This window comes from Vibrio sp. 10N.237.312.B06 (genome assembly GCF_041464685.1).
Lineage (GTDB): Bacteria > Pseudomonadota > Gammaproteobacteria > Enterobacterales > Vibrionaceae > Vibrio > Vibrio tasmaniensis_A.
In genome coordinates this window covers 42,697-62,232 of the sequence record NZ_JBFSPI010000007.1, presented here as the reverse complement: position 1 = coordinate 62,232, position 19,536 = coordinate 42,697, and the positions used below count along the sequence as shown (strand labels likewise).

At 44.3% G+C, this 19,536-nt stretch carries 17 protein-coding genes; all 17 read right to left on the bottom strand.

Annotated elements, in window-relative coordinates; genetic code table 11:
* Nucleotides 1–111 precede the first annotated feature (111 nt).
* Nucleotides 112–954 carry an endonuclease/exonuclease/phosphatase family protein gene (locus AB6C75_RS03380; protein ID WP_372106875.1) on the bottom strand — a complete coding sequence of 281 codons (843 nt, stop codon included), beginning with the start codon at nt 952–954 and terminating at the stop codon, nt 112–114.
* 60 nt (nt 955–1,014) lie between these two features.
* Nucleotides 1,015–1,353 (bottom strand): nitrogen regulatory protein P-II, encoded by a 339-nt coding sequence (gene glnB, locus AB6C75_RS03375; protein ID WP_017063373.1) that lies wholly within the window; start codon nt 1,351–1,353, stop codon nt 1,015–1,017.
* 130 nt (nt 1,354–1,483) lie between these two features.
* Nucleotides 1,484–1,807: a cytochrome c gene (locus tag AB6C75_RS03370; RefSeq protein WP_372047878.1), complete on the bottom strand. Its 324-nt coding sequence runs from the start codon at nt 1,805–1,807 to the stop codon at nt 1,484–1,486.
* A gap of 46 nt (nt 1,808–1,853) precedes the next feature.
* Entirely contained in the window at nt 1,854–3,200 is a 1,347-nt protein-coding gene (gene tilS, locus AB6C75_RS03365; protein ID WP_372106873.1) for a tRNA lysidine(34) synthetase TilS, read from the bottom strand.
* Between the two features lie 130 nt (nt 3,201–3,330).
* Entirely contained in the window at nt 3,331–4,290 is a 960-nt protein-coding gene (gene accA / locus AB6C75_RS03360) for an acetyl-CoA carboxylase carboxyl transferase subunit alpha (protein ID WP_017096819.1), read from the bottom strand.
* Between the two features lie 45 nt (nt 4,291–4,335).
* A complete protein-coding gene (dnaE, locus tag AB6C75_RS03355) occupies nt 4,336–7,815 on the bottom strand; it encodes a DNA polymerase III subunit alpha (protein ID WP_009847404.1) in 3,480 nt (1,159 codons plus the stop codon).
* Between the two features lie 143 nt (nt 7,816–7,958).
* Nucleotides 7,959–8,579 carry a ribonuclease HII gene (gene rnhB / locus AB6C75_RS03350; RefSeq protein ID WP_012604594.1) on the bottom strand — a complete coding sequence of 207 codons (621 nt, stop codon included), beginning with the start codon at nt 8,577–8,579 and terminating at the stop codon, nt 7,959–7,961.
* 48 nt (nt 8,580–8,627) lie between these two features.
* Nucleotides 8,628–9,824, bottom strand: a complete 1,197-nt coding sequence (lpxB, locus tag AB6C75_RS03345; RefSeq protein ID WP_372106871.1) for a lipid-A-disaccharide synthase — start codon at nt 9,822–9,824, stop codon at nt 8,628–8,630.
* Between the two features lie 129 nt (nt 9,825–9,953).
* Nucleotides 9,954–10,742: an acyl-ACP--UDP-N-acetylglucosamine O-acyltransferase gene (gene lpxA, locus AB6C75_RS03340; RefSeq protein WP_009847407.1), complete on the bottom strand. Its 789-nt coding sequence runs from the start codon at nt 10,740–10,742 to the stop codon at nt 9,954–9,956.
* A 1-nt stretch (nt 10,743) separates the two neighbouring features.
* Complete coding sequence (gene fabZ, locus AB6C75_RS03335; protein WP_009847408.1) at nt 10,744–11,196, bottom strand: 3-hydroxyacyl-ACP dehydratase FabZ; 453 nt, start codon at nt 11,194–11,196, stop codon at nt 10,744–10,746.
* 93 nt (nt 11,197–11,289) lie between these two features.
* Nucleotides 11,290–12,321, bottom strand: coding sequence for a UDP-3-O-(3-hydroxymyristoyl)glucosamine N-acyltransferase (lpxD, locus tag AB6C75_RS03330; RefSeq protein ID WP_372106869.1), 1,032 nt, complete (start codon nt 12,319–12,321; stop codon nt 11,290–11,292).
* A 5-nt stretch (nt 12,322–12,326) separates the two neighbouring features.
* Nucleotides 12,327–12,827: an OmpH family outer membrane protein gene (locus tag AB6C75_RS03325; protein WP_009847410.1), complete on the bottom strand. Its 501-nt coding sequence runs from the start codon at nt 12,825–12,827 to the stop codon at nt 12,327–12,329.
* 27 nt (nt 12,828–12,854) lie between these two features.
* On the bottom strand, nt 12,855–15,260 hold the full coding sequence (bamA, locus tag AB6C75_RS03320) for an outer membrane protein assembly factor BamA (protein WP_012604598.1): 2,406 nt from the start codon (nt 15,258–15,260) through the stop codon (nt 12,855–12,857).
* Nucleotides 15,261–15,308: 48 nt separating this feature from the next.
* Nucleotides 15,309–16,667, bottom strand: a complete 1,359-nt coding sequence (gene rseP, locus AB6C75_RS03315; RefSeq protein ID WP_017100791.1) for a sigma E protease regulator RseP — start codon at nt 16,665–16,667, stop codon at nt 15,309–15,311.
* Nucleotides 16,664–17,872: a 1-deoxy-D-xylulose-5-phosphate reductoisomerase gene (gene ispC / locus AB6C75_RS03310; RefSeq protein ID WP_372106866.1), complete on the bottom strand. Its 1,209-nt coding sequence runs from the start codon at nt 17,870–17,872 to the stop codon at nt 16,664–16,666. The genes rseP and ispC overlap by 4 nt, the downstream gene beginning before the upstream one ends.
* 51 nt (nt 17,873–17,923) lie before the next feature.
* Nucleotides 17,924–18,766 (bottom strand): phosphatidate cytidylyltransferase, encoded by an 843-nt coding sequence (locus AB6C75_RS03305; protein WP_372106864.1) that lies wholly within the window; start codon nt 18,764–18,766, stop codon nt 17,924–17,926.
* Nucleotides 18,767–18,782: 16 nt separating this feature from the next.
* Nucleotides 18,783–19,535, bottom strand: coding sequence for an isoprenyl transferase (locus tag AB6C75_RS03300; RefSeq protein ID WP_065679077.1), 753 nt, complete (start codon nt 19,533–19,535; stop codon nt 18,783–18,785).
* Nucleotide 19,536 lies beyond the last annotated feature (1 nt).

The window sequence follows — 19,536 nt, the reverse complement described above, 5'->3', positions numbered from 1 at the left end:
GGCTAGCGAAAATTCACTAGCCTATTTATTCCCCTGCTTATTACCCAAAGTAACCACAGTGTGAATGGTGAATAGCTAAGATCCAATGACTAATAAGCTAATAGCTTATTACTATTTAACCTTAAAGGTCACTCGCATAGGGTTATGATCAGAGGCGTCCGTAATGGGCGCCTTTGCTTTGTCTACTTCTAACCCTCGATAGAACACATGATCGAGCACCAACCCTGTCATAAACTGTGTACGGTTATCTGGTTCAAAAGCAACTTCCGTCAAACCTACCTGTTCCAACGCATCTTTCAATACAGCAAAGCGAGCTTCACTCCAACTGTTAAAATCCCCAGAAAAAATAACAGGCCCACGATACTTTTGGAGATTGTCGGTTAAGCTCTTGAGCTGAGCCTCGTAATCTTCCGTACCAAAAGTAAAGTTCACCGCATGGATATTAATCACAGCCAGTTCTTCGCCATTACTTAGCAGATAGCGAGACCAGAGTGCCGATTTGGGTAATTGAAGCCAAGGTTCTTCATGAGTATAAGCACAAGCTTCAATCGGTAGATGCGTCGCTAAGTTAAGTACACCAGCACTTTTCTCAAAGGCTTCAAATGCATTCACTCGAGTGCTTCCCCATTGACCACTCGTTACCCATTGGCGAAGCCCTTCTGTCATACTCGCTTCTTGCAGCAAAACTAAATCGCTACCGGCTGACAGCTTATTTAACTCACTTTGCCAATTATTTCGGTTTTGCTTATAGATATTCCACACGGTAATGTCTAGGCCATCAGACACATCAATCGCTTTCGGGGCTGAGTTTTGGTAGCAGCTATAGATATCGTTGCTAGTATTTTGAGAAGAAGTGATCAAATTGGGTTTATTCGGGATCACGAAGATAATATGAAAGCTAACAACAGCAAGCGTTATCAATAACGTGATAACAATGATGGTTTTCTTAAACATACAGCACCCTACCAGAAATGAAAAAGGAGCGATAAACGCTCCTTTTAAGGTAATAGTTTTTTATACGGCGTCTTCGTCTTCTTCGCCAGTACGAATACGTACCACACGTTCAACTTCAGTAATGAAGATCTTACCGTCACCAATTTTACCTGTTTGAGCCGTTTCGATAATGGTATCAACACATTGGTCAGCCACTTCGTCGGTCACAACAATTTCCAATTTCACTTTAGGTAAAAAATCGACCATGTACTCTGCGCCACGGTATAGCTCAGTATGACCTTTTTGACGTCCAAAGCCTTTAACTTCAGATACTGTCATACCCGTAATACCCACTTCTGCAAGTGCTTCACGTACATCATCAAGTTTGAATGGCTTGATAATGGCTTCAATCTTTTTCATGTTCATCCCTTAAACTGTGCGAATAGCTCATTATCGGTTAGCTATAATAAACATTCAATGAAAAAAGCCAGAGCATTAAAGCTCTGGCTCGAAATTTATCATCTTGTTTAATCTGCGCTTTGAGAAGGTTTTACTTAAGGCTTGCGTAGTAAGCAGCTAGATTAGCAATATCTTCATCACTCAGCATTGAAGCCTGAGCCTGCATGACAGCGGCCAAACCGCCGGTGCGCTGGCCGCTCTTATAGGCCTTAATTGATGAAGCGATGTATTGCTCGTTTTGGCCTTTAAGGTTTGGATATCCTGGGATCATTGCGATACCGTCTGCGCCATGACAAGCCGCACAGATTGCCGCTTTAGCTTGACCCGCAGCAACATCACCCGCCAGAGCGTTACCACTCAATAGTCCAAATCCAAGAACTAATCCTAGTGTAATTTTCTTCATTGCATATTCCATTAATTATTTTTATTAAAGTGACGGTAAATTGTGACACAAACTTTTTCTACTTGCTCCAAAGCGCTTCACAATCTTGACCTTCGTAGTTTTTATCTACGAATAAGCCTAAAACAGCGATCACTCGATCGCCATCCATTAATATCGGCGTTCGACGTCTTAACCAGCTGGGTACTTGGTATTCCTGAAAAAGCTTCTTGAGTTTTCTACTGTGGCCGCGTCCAACTGGGTGAGCTGACACTCCTTCAGGGTTAAAGATCACTCGCAAGGTTCCGTTGGCTTTAGTAAGGGAAAAACGTTGTACGTCTCGGTTATGAGATGCACTACCACTCGACACCGCTTTCAAATGGATCTCACCTAAACCATCAGGCAATAATAAATTCTCATCAATCAAGATTTCACTTTCCCAGTTCGACAAATCTTTGGTGTCTTGTACCAAATAGAGCTGATTGTTAAAGCGCCTAATCTCAACATCATTCAACACCAGCTTAGGATTGGCATCTGCCTGAGCACAAGCCACTTCATCCCAAATAAGTTTTAGCTGCTTTTGGCTTGGCATCGGTTGATTGCAATGGCTGATCCACATTCTGATCAAACGTGCTCGTAACAAATCAGAATGCTGAGATAACGAATCAATGCTTAAGCTCTGGCTCTTACTGTTACAGCCTCCCAAAGCTTGTTGTAAGTGAGACTCAAGCAGTTCGTCGAGTAGCGACTCTTGTTCTGCACATAATTGAGCACTGCGACAGACCGATTCTCGAAAGCTAGGCCAGCGCTCAGTCAACGTCGGAGTGACTTGATGACGAATGAAATTTCGATCAAAGCGCAGATCCTGATTACTCTCATCTTCGACCCAAGTTAACCCCATATCATGAGCCGACGCTTCGATGTCTGATCGAGTCACTGACAGCAAAGGTCTCACAATAAACGCTTCGCCAAACGACATCACTTTCGCCATTGAAGAGAGTCCTTTCGGACCACTGCCACGTTTTAACGCAAGCAAGAAGGTTTCAAGTTGATCGTCAATGTGTTGACCCGTAACAAGCACATCGCCCTGTCTGATGTGCTGCTGAAAAGCTTGGTATCGAGCATCTCGAGCAAGCTTTTCAACGCTCTCACCACAGTTGATATCCAACGAGACCCTTTCTACTGCTAACGAAACCGACAAAGCATCACACCATGTTTGGCATTGCTCAGCCCAAAGATCAGCATTCTTACTGAGACCGTGATGAACGTGCACCGCACAGCACTCAATGTGATGGGACTTAGCGTATTGCGCAGCCAATTCCAATAACACTCGCGAATCGACACCACCACTGAAAGCAACGACTAACCGACGAGGTTTGAGATCGCTTTGTTGAAATGCAGAGGTAAAAGTTTCGATTAAGTGAGTCATGGGGTTAGTGAGCCGTGTGTACTAATGAGAAAGGAGAATGTTTTAATAATAAAAAAGGGTTGGCACTGAGTCCAACCCTTTCATCAACTTGTTACGGAAAGCAGGTCTTATACCTTGCTAAGGTCGCTTATCAGCAGTAACCGTAGCTCATTAGACGCTGGTAACGACGCTCTAGAAGTGCTTCGTTGTCAAATTGCTCTAGCTCTTCTAACTGCTTAACTAACATGTCTTTCATGTTCTGAGCTGTCTGTATTGGATCGCGGTGCGCGCCACCTAGAGGCTCAGGGATGATTTCATCGATAAGCTCAAGCTCTTTAAGTCGAGGAGCTACTAGGCCCATCGCTTCAGCAGCTTGTGGTGCTTTATCTGAATCACGCCACAGGATTGAAGCACAACCTTCTGGAGAGATTACTGAGTATGTAGAGTACTGAAGCATGTTCACGTAATCACCAACACCGATCGCTAGTGCACCACCAGAACCGCCTTCACCAACAACGTTACAGATAACTGGAACTGAAAGACCAGCCATTACTTTAAGGTTCTTAGCGATCGCTTCAGATTGGCCACGCTCTTCAGCACCAACACCTGGGTAAGCACCCGCTGTGTCGATGAAAGTAATGATTGGCATGTTGAAACGCTCAGCCGTTTCCATTAGGCGAAGTGCCTTACGGTAACCTTCTGGCTTTGGCATACCAAAGTTACGGATCACTTTCTCTTTAGTCTCACGACCTTTCTGGTGACCAATAACCATAACAGGACGACCATTTAGACGAGCCATACCACCCACAATTGCTTTGTCGTCAGCGTAAGCGCGATCGCCCGCCATCTCTTCAAACTCTGTGAAGGCATGCTCCAGGTAATCTTTGGTGTAAGGACGTTGAGGGTGACGAGCAAGTTGAGCCACCTGCCATGCACCTAAGTCACTAAAGATTTTCTGTTTAAGCTCTAAGCTTTTTTTCTCTAGTTGTTCAATTTCTTTGTCTAGATCTACCGCTGCGTCACCACCGTGACGCGAAACGTCACGTAGCGCTTCGATTTTTGCTTCAAGTTCAGCGATAGGCTTTTCAAATTCTAGAAAGTTCAGGCTCATCTATGAATCCTTGTTGATTCAGCTCCGCAGTTACGGAGCTAAATTTTAGTTAAATTCGAGTTCTACTTGGCTATTTCCAAGCAGCTGTTTTAATTCGTCTAGTAATGTATCACTTGGCGTCACACGCCATTCTGTGCCCAATGTTAACCGCGCTCTAGCGTCGGCACGTTGGTAGTATACATTGACTGGGACCGTTCCGGCTCTATAAGGTTCTAAGATTTGACCAAAGCGTTCAAAAAATTGACCGTTAATTTGGGATTGCTCGATAGATATCGACACCCCACGAGCATATTTCTCACGGGCGCTTCCTAAGTCCATGACCTCGCGCGCGGACATTTTAAGCCCACCATTGAAATCATCAAAGCTGACCTGTCCAGAAACAACCACAATTTTGTCTTTTTCGAGCAATTCTGCGTAGCGATCGAGCGCATCCGAGAACAACATCACTTCCATCCGACCCGATCGGTCGTCGAGGGTCATCAAACCAATTCGAGTTCCGCGCTTCGTGGTCATTACCCTAGCAGCAATTACTAAGCCTGCAATCGTTAATGACTGGTCACGACGTGTCGGCGTGGCATCTTTCAAGCGACAGCTGGTGTATTTCGCGAGCTCTTTAATGTACGCATTAACCGGGTGACCCGTTAAATACAAACCTAACGTCTCACGCTCACCTTCAAGCCAAACCTTTTCAGGCCACTTCGGTACTTGGGTATACTTGTGTTCTACTTCTTCCGGAGCGTCGGTCAACACGCCAAACATATCCGATTGACCAAAAGACTCAGCGTGGTGATGTTGGCTTGCCGCCTTAACCGCATCTTTCAATGAGGCCATCATCGCAGCTCGGTGAGGACCTAATCTATCTAAGGCGCCTGACAGAATCAACTTTTCGATAACACGCTTGTTCACTTTTTTCAGATCAAGTCGTGCACAGAAGTCGAACAAGTCTTTAAAGTAACCGCCTTTATTACGCGCTTCGATAATAGCTTCAATTGGGCCTTCACCAACCCCTTTAATCGCACCAATGCCATAAACAATTGCGCCATCTTCATCGACATTAAAGCGGTATAGACCCGAGTTGATGTCAGGTGGAAGGAGCTTGAGCTTCATGCGGAAACACTCATCGACAAGGCCAATAACCTTTTCGGTGTTATCCATATCCGCGGTCATTACTGCCGCCATGAATTCCGCAGGATAGTGCGTTTTCAACCACAGTGTTTGATAAGAAACCAGTGCGTATGCGGCCGAGTGAGATTTGTTAAAACCGTAGCCCGCAAACTTCTCTACCAAGTCAAAGATCTTCATGGACAGTTCGCCATCAACACCATTGGCTTCAGCACCTTCTTTAAAGGTACCGCGCTGTTTTGCCATCTCTTCAGGCTTTTTCTTACCCATCGCACGACGCAGCATATCGGCTCCACCAAGCGTATAACCCGCAAGGATCTGAGCGATTTGCATTACCTGTTCTTGATACAGGATGATGCCGTACGTAGGTTCTAGTGTCTCTTTAAGCGATTCGTGTTGCCACGTTTCATCAGGGTAAGAGACCGCCTCTCGTCCGTGTTTACGGTCGATAAAGTTATCTACCATGCCTGATTGCAGAGGGCCCGGACGGAACAAGGCCACCAATGCGATGATATCTTCAAAACAGTCGGGTTGCAGACGCTTGATCAGATCTTTCATACCGCGAGATTCCAGTTGGAATACCGCAGTCGTTTCTGAATTCTGTAATAGGTTAAATGACGCTTGATCATCCAAAGGAATCGACTCGATACGAACCGGATCTTTCCCCTCTTTCGCTAAGCGAGGGTTTACTAGGCCTAGTGCCCAGTCAATGATCGTCAGTGTACGCAGCCCCAAGAAGTCAAACTTAACCAAGCCAGCAGTTTCTACGTCATTCTTATCGAATTGCGTTACTGGGAAGTTACCTTCAGCATCGGCATAGATAGGTGCAAAATCAGTAATCGTGGTCGGTGAGATTACAACACCACCTGCGTGTTTACCTGCGTTTCGCGTACAACCTTCTAGAATTCGACATTTATCAATCAGCTCACGAACTTCTTCATCGCCGTCGTAGAGTTCAGGCAATGCAGGCTCAGCGAGGAATGCTTTCTCTAGCGTCATACCCGGATCAGGCGGAACTAGCTTAGAAATACGGTCAACGAAGCCAAATGGGTGGCCTAATACACGGCCAACGTCACGGATTACCGCTTTTGCCGCCATAGTACCGAAGGTGATGATCTGAGAAACGGCATCACGGCCGTACATTTCAGCCACGTGATCAATAACTTGGTCACGCTTATCCATACAGAAATCGATATCGAAATCGGGCATGGATACACGTTCTGGGTTCAAGAAACGTTCGAACAGCAAGTCATATTCAAGTGGATCAAGATCGGTGATATCAAGCGCGTAAGCCACCAAAGAACCAGCACCAGAACCACGACCCGGGCCTACTGGTACATCGTTATCTTTTGACCACTGGATGAACTCCATTACGATCAAGAAGTAACCTGGGAAACCCATGTTATTAACTACTTCTAGCTCGATTTTAAGTCGCTCATCGTATTCAGGCCTGCGTTCAGCTCTGACTTTTTCGTCAGGAAATAGGAATGCTAAACGTCGTTCAAGACCTTCTTCTGATTTTTTGATCAAGAAGTCTTCAATCGCCAAACCTTCCGTCGGGAAGTTCGGCAAGAAGTATTCGCCCAATCGAACGGTGACATTACAACGCTTAGCGATCTCAACACTGTTCTCTAATGCTTCAGGGATATCTGAGAACAACTCACACATCTCTTCTTCGCTACGGAGGTACTGTTGTGGACTGTAGTTTTTCGGTCGACGTGGATCAACCATGGTAAAGCCGTCGTGAATCGCCACACGGATTTCATGAGCGTCAAACAAGTCTTCAGAAATGAATACCACTTCGTTGGTCGCAACAACTGGCAGGTCTTCTTGCTCAGCCAATTCCAGCGCAAAGTGCAGATAAGACTCTTCGTCCGTACGTCCAGTTCGAATGAGCTCCAGATAAAAACGGTCTGCGAAATGTGTTTTGTAAAACTCAACGCTGCTTGCAACCAACTCTCTATTGCCTTTCAGCAACGCTTTACCAATCTCACCTTCTTTTGCACCCGATAAAAGAATCAGGCCTTCCGCATGTTCAATCAGCCACTCTTTATCAATAACAGGCTGATGCTGCACATGGCCACGAAGGTAAGCTTTTGATATTAATAACGTTAGGTTATTGTAGCCTTTATTACTCGTTGCAATAACGGTGAGTTTTGTCAATTCATCGCCAAAATCAGGAGACTGCATCAAGAAGTCAGCACCAATAATTGGTTTAACCCCACACCCATGAGCAGTACCGTAGAATTTCACCAAACCGCACAGGTTGGTAAAGTCGGTCAATGCTAGAGCAGGCATACCCATTTCAGCGACTTTTTTAACTAATGGTGGCACCTTGGATAGGCCATCCACCATCGAAAAGTCACTGTGTACGCGTAGGTGAACAAATTTTGGATCTGACATTATTTTTCCTGAGTTCTAGGTTTGAGCCTAGGATTACAACTGTGTGTATTCTATTTTTTTCTAGCGTCACTAAGCAACTTTATTCGATGCTAAGCTCTAGTTTACGTAAAGCTCTAATCTATATAGAGCTTATTCAATTCGCTCTAATCTATGCCAAGAATACGTTTTACTGGCTTAAAGCTTTTGCGGTAATGCTCGGTTACGCCATGTTTTTCAATCGCTTCAAAATGCGCTTTTGTCGGGTAACCTTTATGTTTAGCAAAACCAAACTCTGGATGAAGCTTATCAAGTTCTTCCATCTCTTGGTCACGAACCACTTTAGCGATGATAGACGCTGCGCTGATTTCAGCCACCCGTAAATCCCCTTTCACAATAGCCAGACCGGCCATCGGTAGCTCAGGGACTCGGTTTCCATCTATTAGCGCCATATCAGGTTGAACACTCAGCCCGGCAATAGCACGCTGCATAGCTACCATAGTCGCTTGTAAGATATTCAACTCATCAATTTCTTGTGGAGAACAACGACCCACAGACCATGCCAAGGCTTTCTCCTTAATTTCAGGAAGCAGAGCAAGGCGCTTTTTCTCAGACAGTTTTTTTGAATCGTTCAAGCCTTCGATTGGGTTATTCGGATCGAGGATAACCGCGGCGGTAACTACATCACCAACTAACGGCCCACGCCCCACTTCATCAACACCAGCAAATAACTGGTAGCCTTGAGGATACTCAAAAGGAGGAAATTCTTTTTTCTCTTTTACTGCCATGACAATTCTCTTTGTAACTTTTAAGCAAATGCTTTTGAAAGAAGCACTTTATGATTCAACAAACTCTCGACCGATCAATTTCAGAACTGCGTTAGCTGCCTGTTTGTCAGCATCTTTACGAATCCAGTGATGCATTTCAGTAAAGCGTTCAATAAGTGGCGCGTTGTCAGTTGAAAGCATCTTATCGACCGATGGGAAAAGGTAATCTGGGTGACACTCCTCAAGAATGTGTTCTTTTACGATTTCTTCACCCGCTAGGATATTCGGTAACGAGACAAATTTTGTGATCGACAATTTCTTAACGATATAGCCAGTGAGCTTATTGACCTTGTAGCCAACGACCATCGGTCGTTTCAGCAACATACACTCAAGAGCAACAGTACCAGAAGCTAACAAAACAGAATCAGCAGCAGTAATCACATTGGTAGCCGTATCTTCTACCAAAGTAAATTCAAGTTCAGGTGCCGTCGATTGCCAGATCTCTGTAAACTGTTTCTTGCGCTGTTCATTAACCAATGCAACAACAAAATTGATATCAGGGTACTTTTGCTTAATGCGCTGACAAGTTTCGATAAATGGTTGAGCAATCAAACTCATTTCACCACCACGGCTACCTGGCAATACCGCTAACCACGGCTTATCTTGATCTAAACCTAAAAGATCGCGAGCCTCTTTCTTATTCGGTTCCAGTGGAATGGTATCAGCCAACGTGTGGCCAACGAATTCACAAGCAACGTTATATTTATCATAAAACGCTTTTTCGAATGGTAAGAAAGCCAGTACCAAATCGGTTGCTTTGTCGATTTTAAAGATACGCTTTGGACGCCATGCCCAGACTGAAGGGCTGACATAATGAACAGTCTTAATGCCCGCGTTCTTAAGATCTAATTCAAGTCTTAGATTAAAGTCTGGCGCATCGATACCGACGAAGACATCTGGCGGGTTTTGAGTAAAGTACTTAACTAGCTCCGCTTTCACTTTTAGCAAGCGAGGTAAACGACCAAGCACTTCTACAAGCCCCATCACGGCAAGCTCTTCCATTTCGAAAAGAGACTCACAACCAAGCGCCTTCATTTTTGGTCCGCCAATACCCACGAACTCAGCATTCGGATATTGTGATTTGATCGCTTTAATAAAGCCTTCGCCAAGCGTGTCACCAGAGAGTTCTCCGACAACGATACCTATACGCAGAGGTTCATTCGAAACAAAGTCCAAGCTATTGGTTGCTGCTTCTTGCTGTGCCATAGTTTTCTAATTCCCTTCTTGCCTAAAACAAAAAAGATCGCCTAACGAGTAGCGATCTTTTTGTTATACCAATCTAACGAGGTAACTATTGTCATACTCATATTGATTGGTACATAACCACATCAAGTATTAACGAATAATACCGCGCTCAGAACTCTCTAGCATTTCTAACATAGGAGTTACCGAAGCAAACTCTTTCGCCATTTCAACTAAAGCGGCTTTCGCTTCTTCAAGTGTTTTGCCTGAACGGTATAACTCTTTGTACGCTTTCTGTAATGCTCGAATTTCTGGTTTTTCAAATCCGTTACGCTTCAAGCCCACTAGGTTGAGGCCGAATGGAGCGGCATGATTACCCTGTGCAAGCACGTACGGCAGTACATCTTGAACAACCGCAGAACAGCCGCCAATATAAGCGTAAGCACCAATAGAACAAAATGGGTGAATAGCAGAAAGCGCCATAACACCCGCATAATCGCCAACGGTTACGTGGCCACCAAGAATAGCATTGTTACCAATGTGAGTATGGTTACCAACAATAACATCATGCGCTACGTGAGCATTTACACAAAGTAAGTTGTCGTCACCAATCACAGTGGTAGCTTTGTCTTGAGTTGTACCACGGTGGATCTGAACTGCTTCACGAATCACATTACGGTCACCGATCACAACAGTCGTGTCTTCACCACCGTATTTCTTATCTTGGTTTTCTTCTCCAATCACAGCGTGTGGGAAGATTCGGTTTTGCTTACCAATTGTCGTGTGACCTTTGATCACAACATGCGACATCACTTCAGTGTCGTCACCAATTGTCACGTTACCAGCAATGTAAGTGAAAGGACCAACCGTCACGTTAGCACCGATAGTTACATCACCTTCGATTACTGCTGCCGGGTGAATTTTCGCTGTTTCATGAATCATATTAAAACTCTCTACGAGCACATTTAAGTTCAGCTGAACATACAACTACGCCGTCAACTTTCGCTACACCGTTGAACGATGCAATGCCACGACGTTCTTTTAAGAACTCAACTTCGATAACCAATTGGTCACCTGGCACTACTGGCTTGCGGAACTTCGCTTTATCTACGCTAGCAAAGTAGTAAAGCTCATTACCAGAAGGAGCACCAAAAGATTTAAATGCTAGAAGACCTGTTGCTTGCGCCATTGCTTCTAAGATCAACACACCTGGGAATACAGGAAGTTGTGGGAAGTGGCCTGTGAACTGAGGTTCGTTAACAGAAACATTCTTAATCGCAGTCAGTGTTTTTTCTTTTTCAAAGCTAGTCACACGATCAACCATTAAGAATGGGTAGCGATGAGGTAATAGTTCCTGAATTTCAGTAATGTTCATCGTTGTCTGTTCAGTAGTCAAAGTCGTATTCCTATGTATATTCTTTATTTAATGAGAAGGATTATAAACGAAAAAGACTCGCTGTACGCGAGCCTTTTATTAGAAATGCTGGAATTATGATTCCGCGCTGTTCTCGATAAGTTTTTCAACGGTTTTCAAACGCTTGTTCATTTCATCAATACGATGAACTCGCGTTGCTGTTTTACGCCAATCTTTATTTGGCTGCAAAGGAATACCTGAAGAGTACATGCCTTTTTCGGTGATACTGCGCATTACCATCCCCATACCGGTGATTGTAACGCCGTCAACGATTTCTATATGACCATTAATCACACAACCGCCACCAATAATACAGTACTTACCTATCGTTGTGCTGCCGGCAATGATAGTACCACCTGCAATAGCAGAACCATATCCGATGTGAACATTATGAGCTATCTGGAGTTGGTTATCTAAGATAACGTTATCTTCAATAATAGTGTCATCTAATGCGCCACGGTCAAGGGTAGTACACGCGCCGATTTCTACGCGGTTACCAACACGAACTGAACCGACTTGTGGGATCTTAACCCACTCGCCTTTCTCATTCGCATAACCAAAACCATCGGATCCAATCACTGTACTAGATTGAATCAAACATGCTTCGCCGATCACCACTTCATGGTAAACACTTACGTTAGCCCAAAGCTTAGTACCTGCGCCAATTTTTGCATTTTGACCAATAAAGCAACCAGCACCGATAACGACGTCATCACCAAGCACTACGCCAGTTTCAATCACAGCATTGGCACCAATAGACACATTTTGTCCAATGGTCGCGTCGCCTGAAATTGAAGCAGAATCAGCAATACCCGCAGCTGGCGCTGGCGTGGTATCAAGCGCTTGAGCAACCTTAGCAAAAGCAACATAAGGGTCGTTGACCACAATAACGTTGGTCTTACACAGTTCACGCTCGCTCTCTTTAACCATAATAGCGGATGCTTTACAGTCACCAAGGTGCTTGCTGTACTTCACGTTCGAAAGGAACGTAATATTTCCTTCTTGCGCTTTATCCATAGGAGCGACTGCTGAAACGGTAACTGTACCGTCTCCGTGTAGCTCTCCACCGGTAATCGTTGCCAATTCGGCTAAGGTCAGATTCTTCATAAAACTTATTTCAGTGATTTAATTACTTTTTCAGAGATGTTGTATTCTGGCTTGCCGTACTGCAGAGCTTGAATATCAACGATCATGTCATAGCCTTCTTTCTCTGCAACTTTAGTTACAGCATCTTGAATTACTTTGAATAGCTTCTGCTTCTCTTGTGCTTCACGACGTTGGCTTGCTTTTTCTAGTGCTTGAGCTTTGATTTTGTATTTGCTGTCTAGTTGGCCGACTTCAATACGAAGTTTCTCTACTTCATCAGGCCCTAATAGCTCACCATCACGCTTAAGCTTTTCAATCTTAGTCTTAGCTTCCGCTTGGATACTTTGAAGCTCAGCAGCTTTATCTTTGAACTCTTCCTGCATTTTTTGAAGAACAACTTCACGCTGAGGTAGAGCCTGGAATACTTGTGCAGTATTTACATAGCCCACTTTTTGCGCAGCTTCAGCCGCTGTTGCAAAGAAAGAAGAGCTAAGAACTACAAGGCCTAAACCTGCTGCTTTAATCATATTTTTCAAAATATTGTCCTTTAAAGATTAGAAAGTTCTACCAATGGTGAATGTGAAGAATTCTTCGTCATCGCCTTCGTAGATTTTGATTGGTTTCGCTAGAGAGAAAACCAATGGTCCCATCGGTGACATCCACTGAAGAGCGGCACCATAAGATGAACGGTAATTTGTTGGGTCAGAGTAATCGTAGTAGTACTGTTGACCGCTATTCGGTGCGCCACGGTCTACGAATTCGGTATCCCATACACTTGCCATATCGAAGAACACGCTAGTTCGAATCTGACTGCGCGCTTCATCAGAAGCAAACGGTGTTGGTACGATTAACTCTACGCTAGCCAAAGCAACCGCATTACCACCAACCGAATCATCGGTCGCAGAATTGTACGTCGGGTTGTTGCCCGTGCTATTTCCGTAAACAGCTTTTGGACCAGCTGAGTTAGAACCAAAACCACGTAGTGTTGTAAAACCACCCGCGTAGTAGTTTTCGTAGAATGGGAACAAGTTATCATTACCATCCGTTTGGCCATAACCGTTACCATAGCCTAATCGACCACGCATCAATAGTGTAAACTCATGCTTTTTAGTCAACGGAATGTAATGTTTTACATCGTATTGCGCTTTGAAGTATTTAGCATCCGAACCGGGTACTGTCATTTTCGCGAAAGCACGTTGGTGGTTACCTTCAGTAGGGAAGAAGCCACGGTTAAGGTTGTTGCGCGTCCAAGAGATATTGATATCGAAGTCATCGGTTAAGATATGCTCATCACCGTATTGGTCAATACTTCTCGCAAACTGTTCAACTTGAATATAGGTAGGAACGTTACCGATCTTGTTGTGCGTATAACCAAAACCAAACTCGAGACGGTTAAGCTCATCCATAGGGAAACCCCATGTTAAGCTCGTACCATAACTTTGGTTGGTATAATCGACAATACCCGCTTCAGAGGCTTCGAATTCGTTGTAGAAGATTTTTCCGCCCATACTCACGCCATCAAGATTCCAGTATGGGTCACGGTAATCTAAGCTCACGTTCTTTTGGTAGTCATTCATCATGGCGCTTACGCCAACACGGTTACCAGAACCTGCAAAGTTATCTTGCTGTAAACCAACCTGGAAGCTGACACCCGATTCAGTACCGTAGCCAACACCGAAGTTGACGCTACCCGAGTTCGCTTCCTTAACGTTGTAAACCAGATCCACTTGGTCTTCACTGCCAGGAACACGTACCGTTTGCACATCAACCGTTTCAAAAAAGCCTAAACGGTTAAGACGGCTCTTACCTGTATCAATCGACTTGGAGTTCAGCCAGCTGCCTTCCATCTGACGCATTTCACGACGCAGTACTTCATCTTTCGTTGAGTTGTTACCCGTGAATCGAATATCACGAACGTAGATACGGCTGCCCGCTTCTACATTGATAACCAACGACACTTCTTTGGTCTCATCGTCAAATTCAGGAATCGTACGAACTTGTGGGTACGCATAGCCAGATTCGCCTAAAATTCGTTTCACGCTCTCTTCTAAAGACGTTACAGAAGAACCGTTATATGTATCGCCATCTTCGAATGGCACTAACGCTTCGAAGTCAGCCTCGCGGCCGATAAGCTCACCACGGAAAGAGACATCTTTAACGGTATAAGCTTCGCCTTCATCTAGGCCTAGCGTGATGTAAACACCTTTCTTATCAGGAGAGATCGCTACCTGAGTCGAATCCACCTTAAATTTAAGGTAACCACGGTCAAGGTAGTAAGATTTCAACGCTTCGATATCACCAGCCAGTACTTGCTTCTGGTATTTTTCATCCGCAAGGAAATTCCACCATGCAACATCAACGTTCAAGTTGAAACGACTAAGTAGATCAGCGTCAGAGAAAACTTCGTTACCGATAAAGTTAATTTGCTGAATCTTAGCGGACACGCCCTCAGTAAACACAAACTTAAGGTCAGAACGGTTACGAGGCAGAGGCGTCACTACGGCTTTTACTGTCGCGTTGTATTTACCAACACTGTAGTAAAAATCTTCAAGGCCCTTCTCAATGTTACTCAGTGTAGTACGGTCAAGGGCTTCACCTTCACGAACACCAGATGCATCTAGGTTCTGCTGAAGTTGTTCTTCTTTGATCGCCTTGTTACCTGAGAATGAGATGCTTGCGATGGTCGGTCGTTCTTTGACTTGAACAACTAAAACATCATCATCGCGAAGGACTTTAACGTCCTCAAAGTTGCCTGAAGCATACAGTGCACGAATGATCTCAGATACATCGCCGTCATCCACTTCATCGCCAATACGTACTGGCATTTTCAGTAGAGCTGCACCAAGTGCAACACGCTGTAAACCTTCGATCTTGATATCTTGAACTACAAAGTTTTGTGCTCCGTTCGCAGCCACACTAGTGGCCAATAGACTTGCGAACAGAATTTGCTTAATCGCCATACTTATTCTAATTATTCCTTGCTACTACCAATGCCTGTGAGAAACCATTCACAGACGAGTAAAATCATTAAATATTGCCAGAGCCATCAAAGAGAAGAGGATTGCGCCTCCCACTCTGTATCCCATTTCTTGAACTTTTTCAGGTACAGGTTTACGAGTAACGGCCTCAATAGCGAAAAAGAGCAAATGTCCGCCATCAAGCATAGGCAGCGGAACTAAATTAATAATACCCAAGTTAACACTAATCAGAGCTAAAAAACCTAAGAAGTAAACTAAACCGTAATCGGCGGTTGCCCCTGCGCCTTTAGCAATTGAAATTGGGCCACTCAAGTTATTTAAGCCAACATCACCAACGATAAGCTTCTTAAGCATTGTTAGCGTCAAACCTATGATTTGACCTGTTTTATCAAATGCTTTTCCTACAGACTCAATTACACCAAATTGTAACTCAAAGCGATAATCTTCTGGCCATTCTGCGACTTCGGGAGCAATACCCGCATAGCCGATTGTAGAACCATCAGAAAATTCGCGACTATTCGGCGTCATAACCAATGACCGCTCAACACCATTTCGTAATACGACAAGGTCCAAGGGCATCATTGGGTGTGAACGGATTAATTCAACAACCGACTTCCACTGTTCAATAGGCTGACCATTAATTTCGACAATTTTGTCGCCAGACTCTAGCCCTGCAGAATAGGCAGCACCGTCATCAATAACTTGAGCGAGCACTGTCGATATCTCTGGAGAATACGGTCTAAAACCAAGCGTTGTCATTGCTGACTCAGTTTCTGGGTTGAACGACCAGTCAGAAATATCCAATGTTATCTGTTGTTCAAGGCCGATGTCGTCTTGAGAAGAAACCGTTACCGTCATGGACTCATCACCAATATGTGATATCAAACCCAAGTTTACTGATTCCCAATCTGCGGTTTTGATTCCTGAAATAGATTTAAGTTCCATTCCACTTTCAATTCCGGCTTGTGCAACAATAGATTGCGGGGTGACCTCTCCAATCACAGGCTTAACCGCTGGAACACCAATCAAAAAAACCAGCCAATATGCGAACACGGCAAATATAAAGTTGAATGCTGGACCTGCACCCACAATCGCCGTTCGTTTCCACAACGGTTTCTTATCAAAAGCGTATTGCTGTTCGTCTTCAGAAAGGTCATCAACACGCCCATCGAGCATCTTAACGTAGCCGCCTAGCGGAATCACTGACAAGCTGTATTCAGTACCATCACGGCCGATCTTGCTCCAGATTGATTTACCAAAACCAATCGAGAATTTTTCTACTTTCACACCACAACGACGAGCAACCCAGAAGTGTCCAAACTCATGAACAGCAACCAGAATACCAAGCGCTACAATAAAAGATGCGAAGTTCCACAGAATTCCACTCATGCTAGCTGCTCTTTAATAAATTGAATGGCTATTTGACGAGACATATTATCTAGCTCAAGAAGGCTTTCCAAGCTATCTAAGCCCTCAGAGCTATATTGTTCACATACTTTGTTCATAACATGCTCGTTAATGATAGCAATATCGGTAAACTTCACTTGATTGTTCAAGAAAGCATCGACTGCAATTTCGTTTGCCGCATTAATCGCTGTTGTTGCATGCTGACCCAAATAGCACGCCTCAATGGCTAATCTCAAACATGGGTAACGAGTTAAATCAGGCTCTAAGAAGGTAAGCTCGCCCACTTTGGTGAAATCCAGAGGCTTAACACCCGCTTCAGTACGATCAGGATAAGACATCGTCAAAGCGATTGGCGTTGCCATATCGGGTTCGCCCATTTGAGCGAGCACCGAGCCCTCCTTGTACTGAACCATAGAATGAATCACAGACTGAGGGTGGATAATGACTTTGAGTTGCTCTTGAGAGGCATTAAATAGCCATTTCGCCTCAATGTACTCTAAGCCTTTATTCATCATAGTTGCTGAATCGACAGAGATCTTAGGGCCCATTGACCAGTTTGGGTGTGCAACCGCTCTCTCAGGTGTGACCGAATCTAACTCTGCAACATCCGTATAGCGAAAAGGGCCGCCAGAGCCTGTCAAAAGGATATGATTGATACCATTTTCTTCAAGGTCACAACGGCCTAGTTTGGTTTGCACATTCTGAGGTAAGCACTGAAAGATAGCATTATGCTCGCTGTCGACAGGAAGCAGTTCAGCGCCGTACTTCTCTACGGCGTCGATAAACAACTGTCCAGACATCACCAACGCTTCTTTGTTAGCCAGCAAGATGCGCTTACCAGCCTTAACCGCAGACATCGTAGGAAGCAAACCTGCCGCACCCACAATAGCAGCCATTACTGTGTCCACTTCATCTAGAGAAGCGACCTGACACATGCCTTCAGAGCCAGAAAGAACTTTGATGTTTGGGTAATTCGCAGACAACACTTCAGTCAGCTTAGATGCTGCATCAGGGCAAGCCATAGCAACATAGCTTGGTTGCCATTTTTCAACTAACGCCAGCATCTTTTCAACATTCGAGCCTGCAGCCATTGCTACGACCGAATAGAGTTCTGGGTTTTGTTCAACGACTTTTAGTGTACTTGCACCAATTGAGCCGGTAGCGCCAAGGATAGTTAGATTTCGCATCACATATGACCGTAGAAATGTAATAAAGGGCAGAATCACTGCCCTTTTTTATTAGAATGCTAAATAAAGCAGAGCAAAGACAGGGAACGCAGCCGTTAAGCTATCTATTCTATCAAGTATACCACCATGACCAGGAATCAGATTACTGCTGTCTTTCACCCCAGAAACACGTTTAAACATGCTTTCAACAAGATCACCAAGAACAGAAATAACGACGGTCACAAGAGTAATAACAATCATGTGGAGAGGGCTTGTGAATTGGATATCAAACAAGTCAGCAAAGATCCAGGCCACGATCACTGCTGTAATGATGCCACCAATAAGACCTTCAATCGTTTTATTAGGACTCACCGCAGGGGCCATTTTGCGCTTGCCAAAGCTCTTTCCTGAAAAGTAAGCACCACTGTCCGCAGCCCAAACAAGCAAGCAAACGAACATCACCAATTTTGCGCCGTGGTAAGGATCAACATCGATACCGTTAGCACGCAGGATAACCACACTCCAGAAGAATGGTAGCAAAGTCAGCACGCCAAATGCGTGACGAAGAATTGATGAGTCTTTCCATGCTGGCATAGACTTAGGATAAGTCACTGCCATACCACTCGCGATTATCCACCAAATTGAACCAATCGTTAGAATGGCGTAGTGAGCACCCGATAAGTTATTAAGGCTAAATGCATCAAAAGGTATAAAAGCAAAACTTGCAGCACTTACCACAACTGTTGGAATCAACGCTAAATAACGTGATTTGCTTTCAACAAACTGAGTCCACTCCCAAAAACCCAATAGCGAGATTACTGCTAGTGAAAGAATAAACGTGGGAAGTGATAACTCGAAAATACCTAGAATAACTAGGGGAGCTAAAATCAACGCCGTAATAATTCGTTGTTTCAAACCAAAAAAATCCTTATTAACTGTCCATCAGAGCTTTAATTTGCTCACCGGTGCATCCAAAACGACGCTCGCGGTTTACAAACCAAGTCACAGCTTCTACTAAGCTGTCTTCATTAAAGTCTGGCCAGAATTGCTCAGTGAAATACATTTCGGCGTAAGCTAATTGCCAAAGCATAAAGTTACTAATGCGGCACTCGCCACTGGTGCGGATAAGTAGATCGACTTCTGGAATATCTGCCATCGTCAGGTGCTGTGTAATCATAGCTTCATCAATGTCTTCTACATTAATATCGCCAGACTTAACCTGTTGAGCAATCGAAGTCATCGCTTGCTGGATGTCCCACTTACCGCCGTAGTTAGCCGCAATATTAATAACCATACCCGTATTGGTGCTAGTCAAAGCTTCTGCTTCTTCTATTTTCTTTTGTAGTCGCGCATTAAAACGACTTTTATCACCAATAACACGAAGTTGTAGATTATTTTTATGAAGCTTTTTTACTTCACTCGACAGCACTGAAATAAACAGTTCCATCAAAAGACCCACTTCTTCTTCAGGACGACGCCAATTTTCACTACTAAAAGCAAAAAGAGTTACGGCTTTAATGCCAAGTCTGGCAGCTGAAGATATGGTTTTTCGAACGGCTTGAACGCCATTTTTATGACCAAAGACACGAGGCTTACCCTGAGCTTTTGCCCAGCGACCATTACCATCCATAATGATAGCAATGTGTTTAGGAAGAGAGTCTGTGAACGCTTGAGAATTATGCATA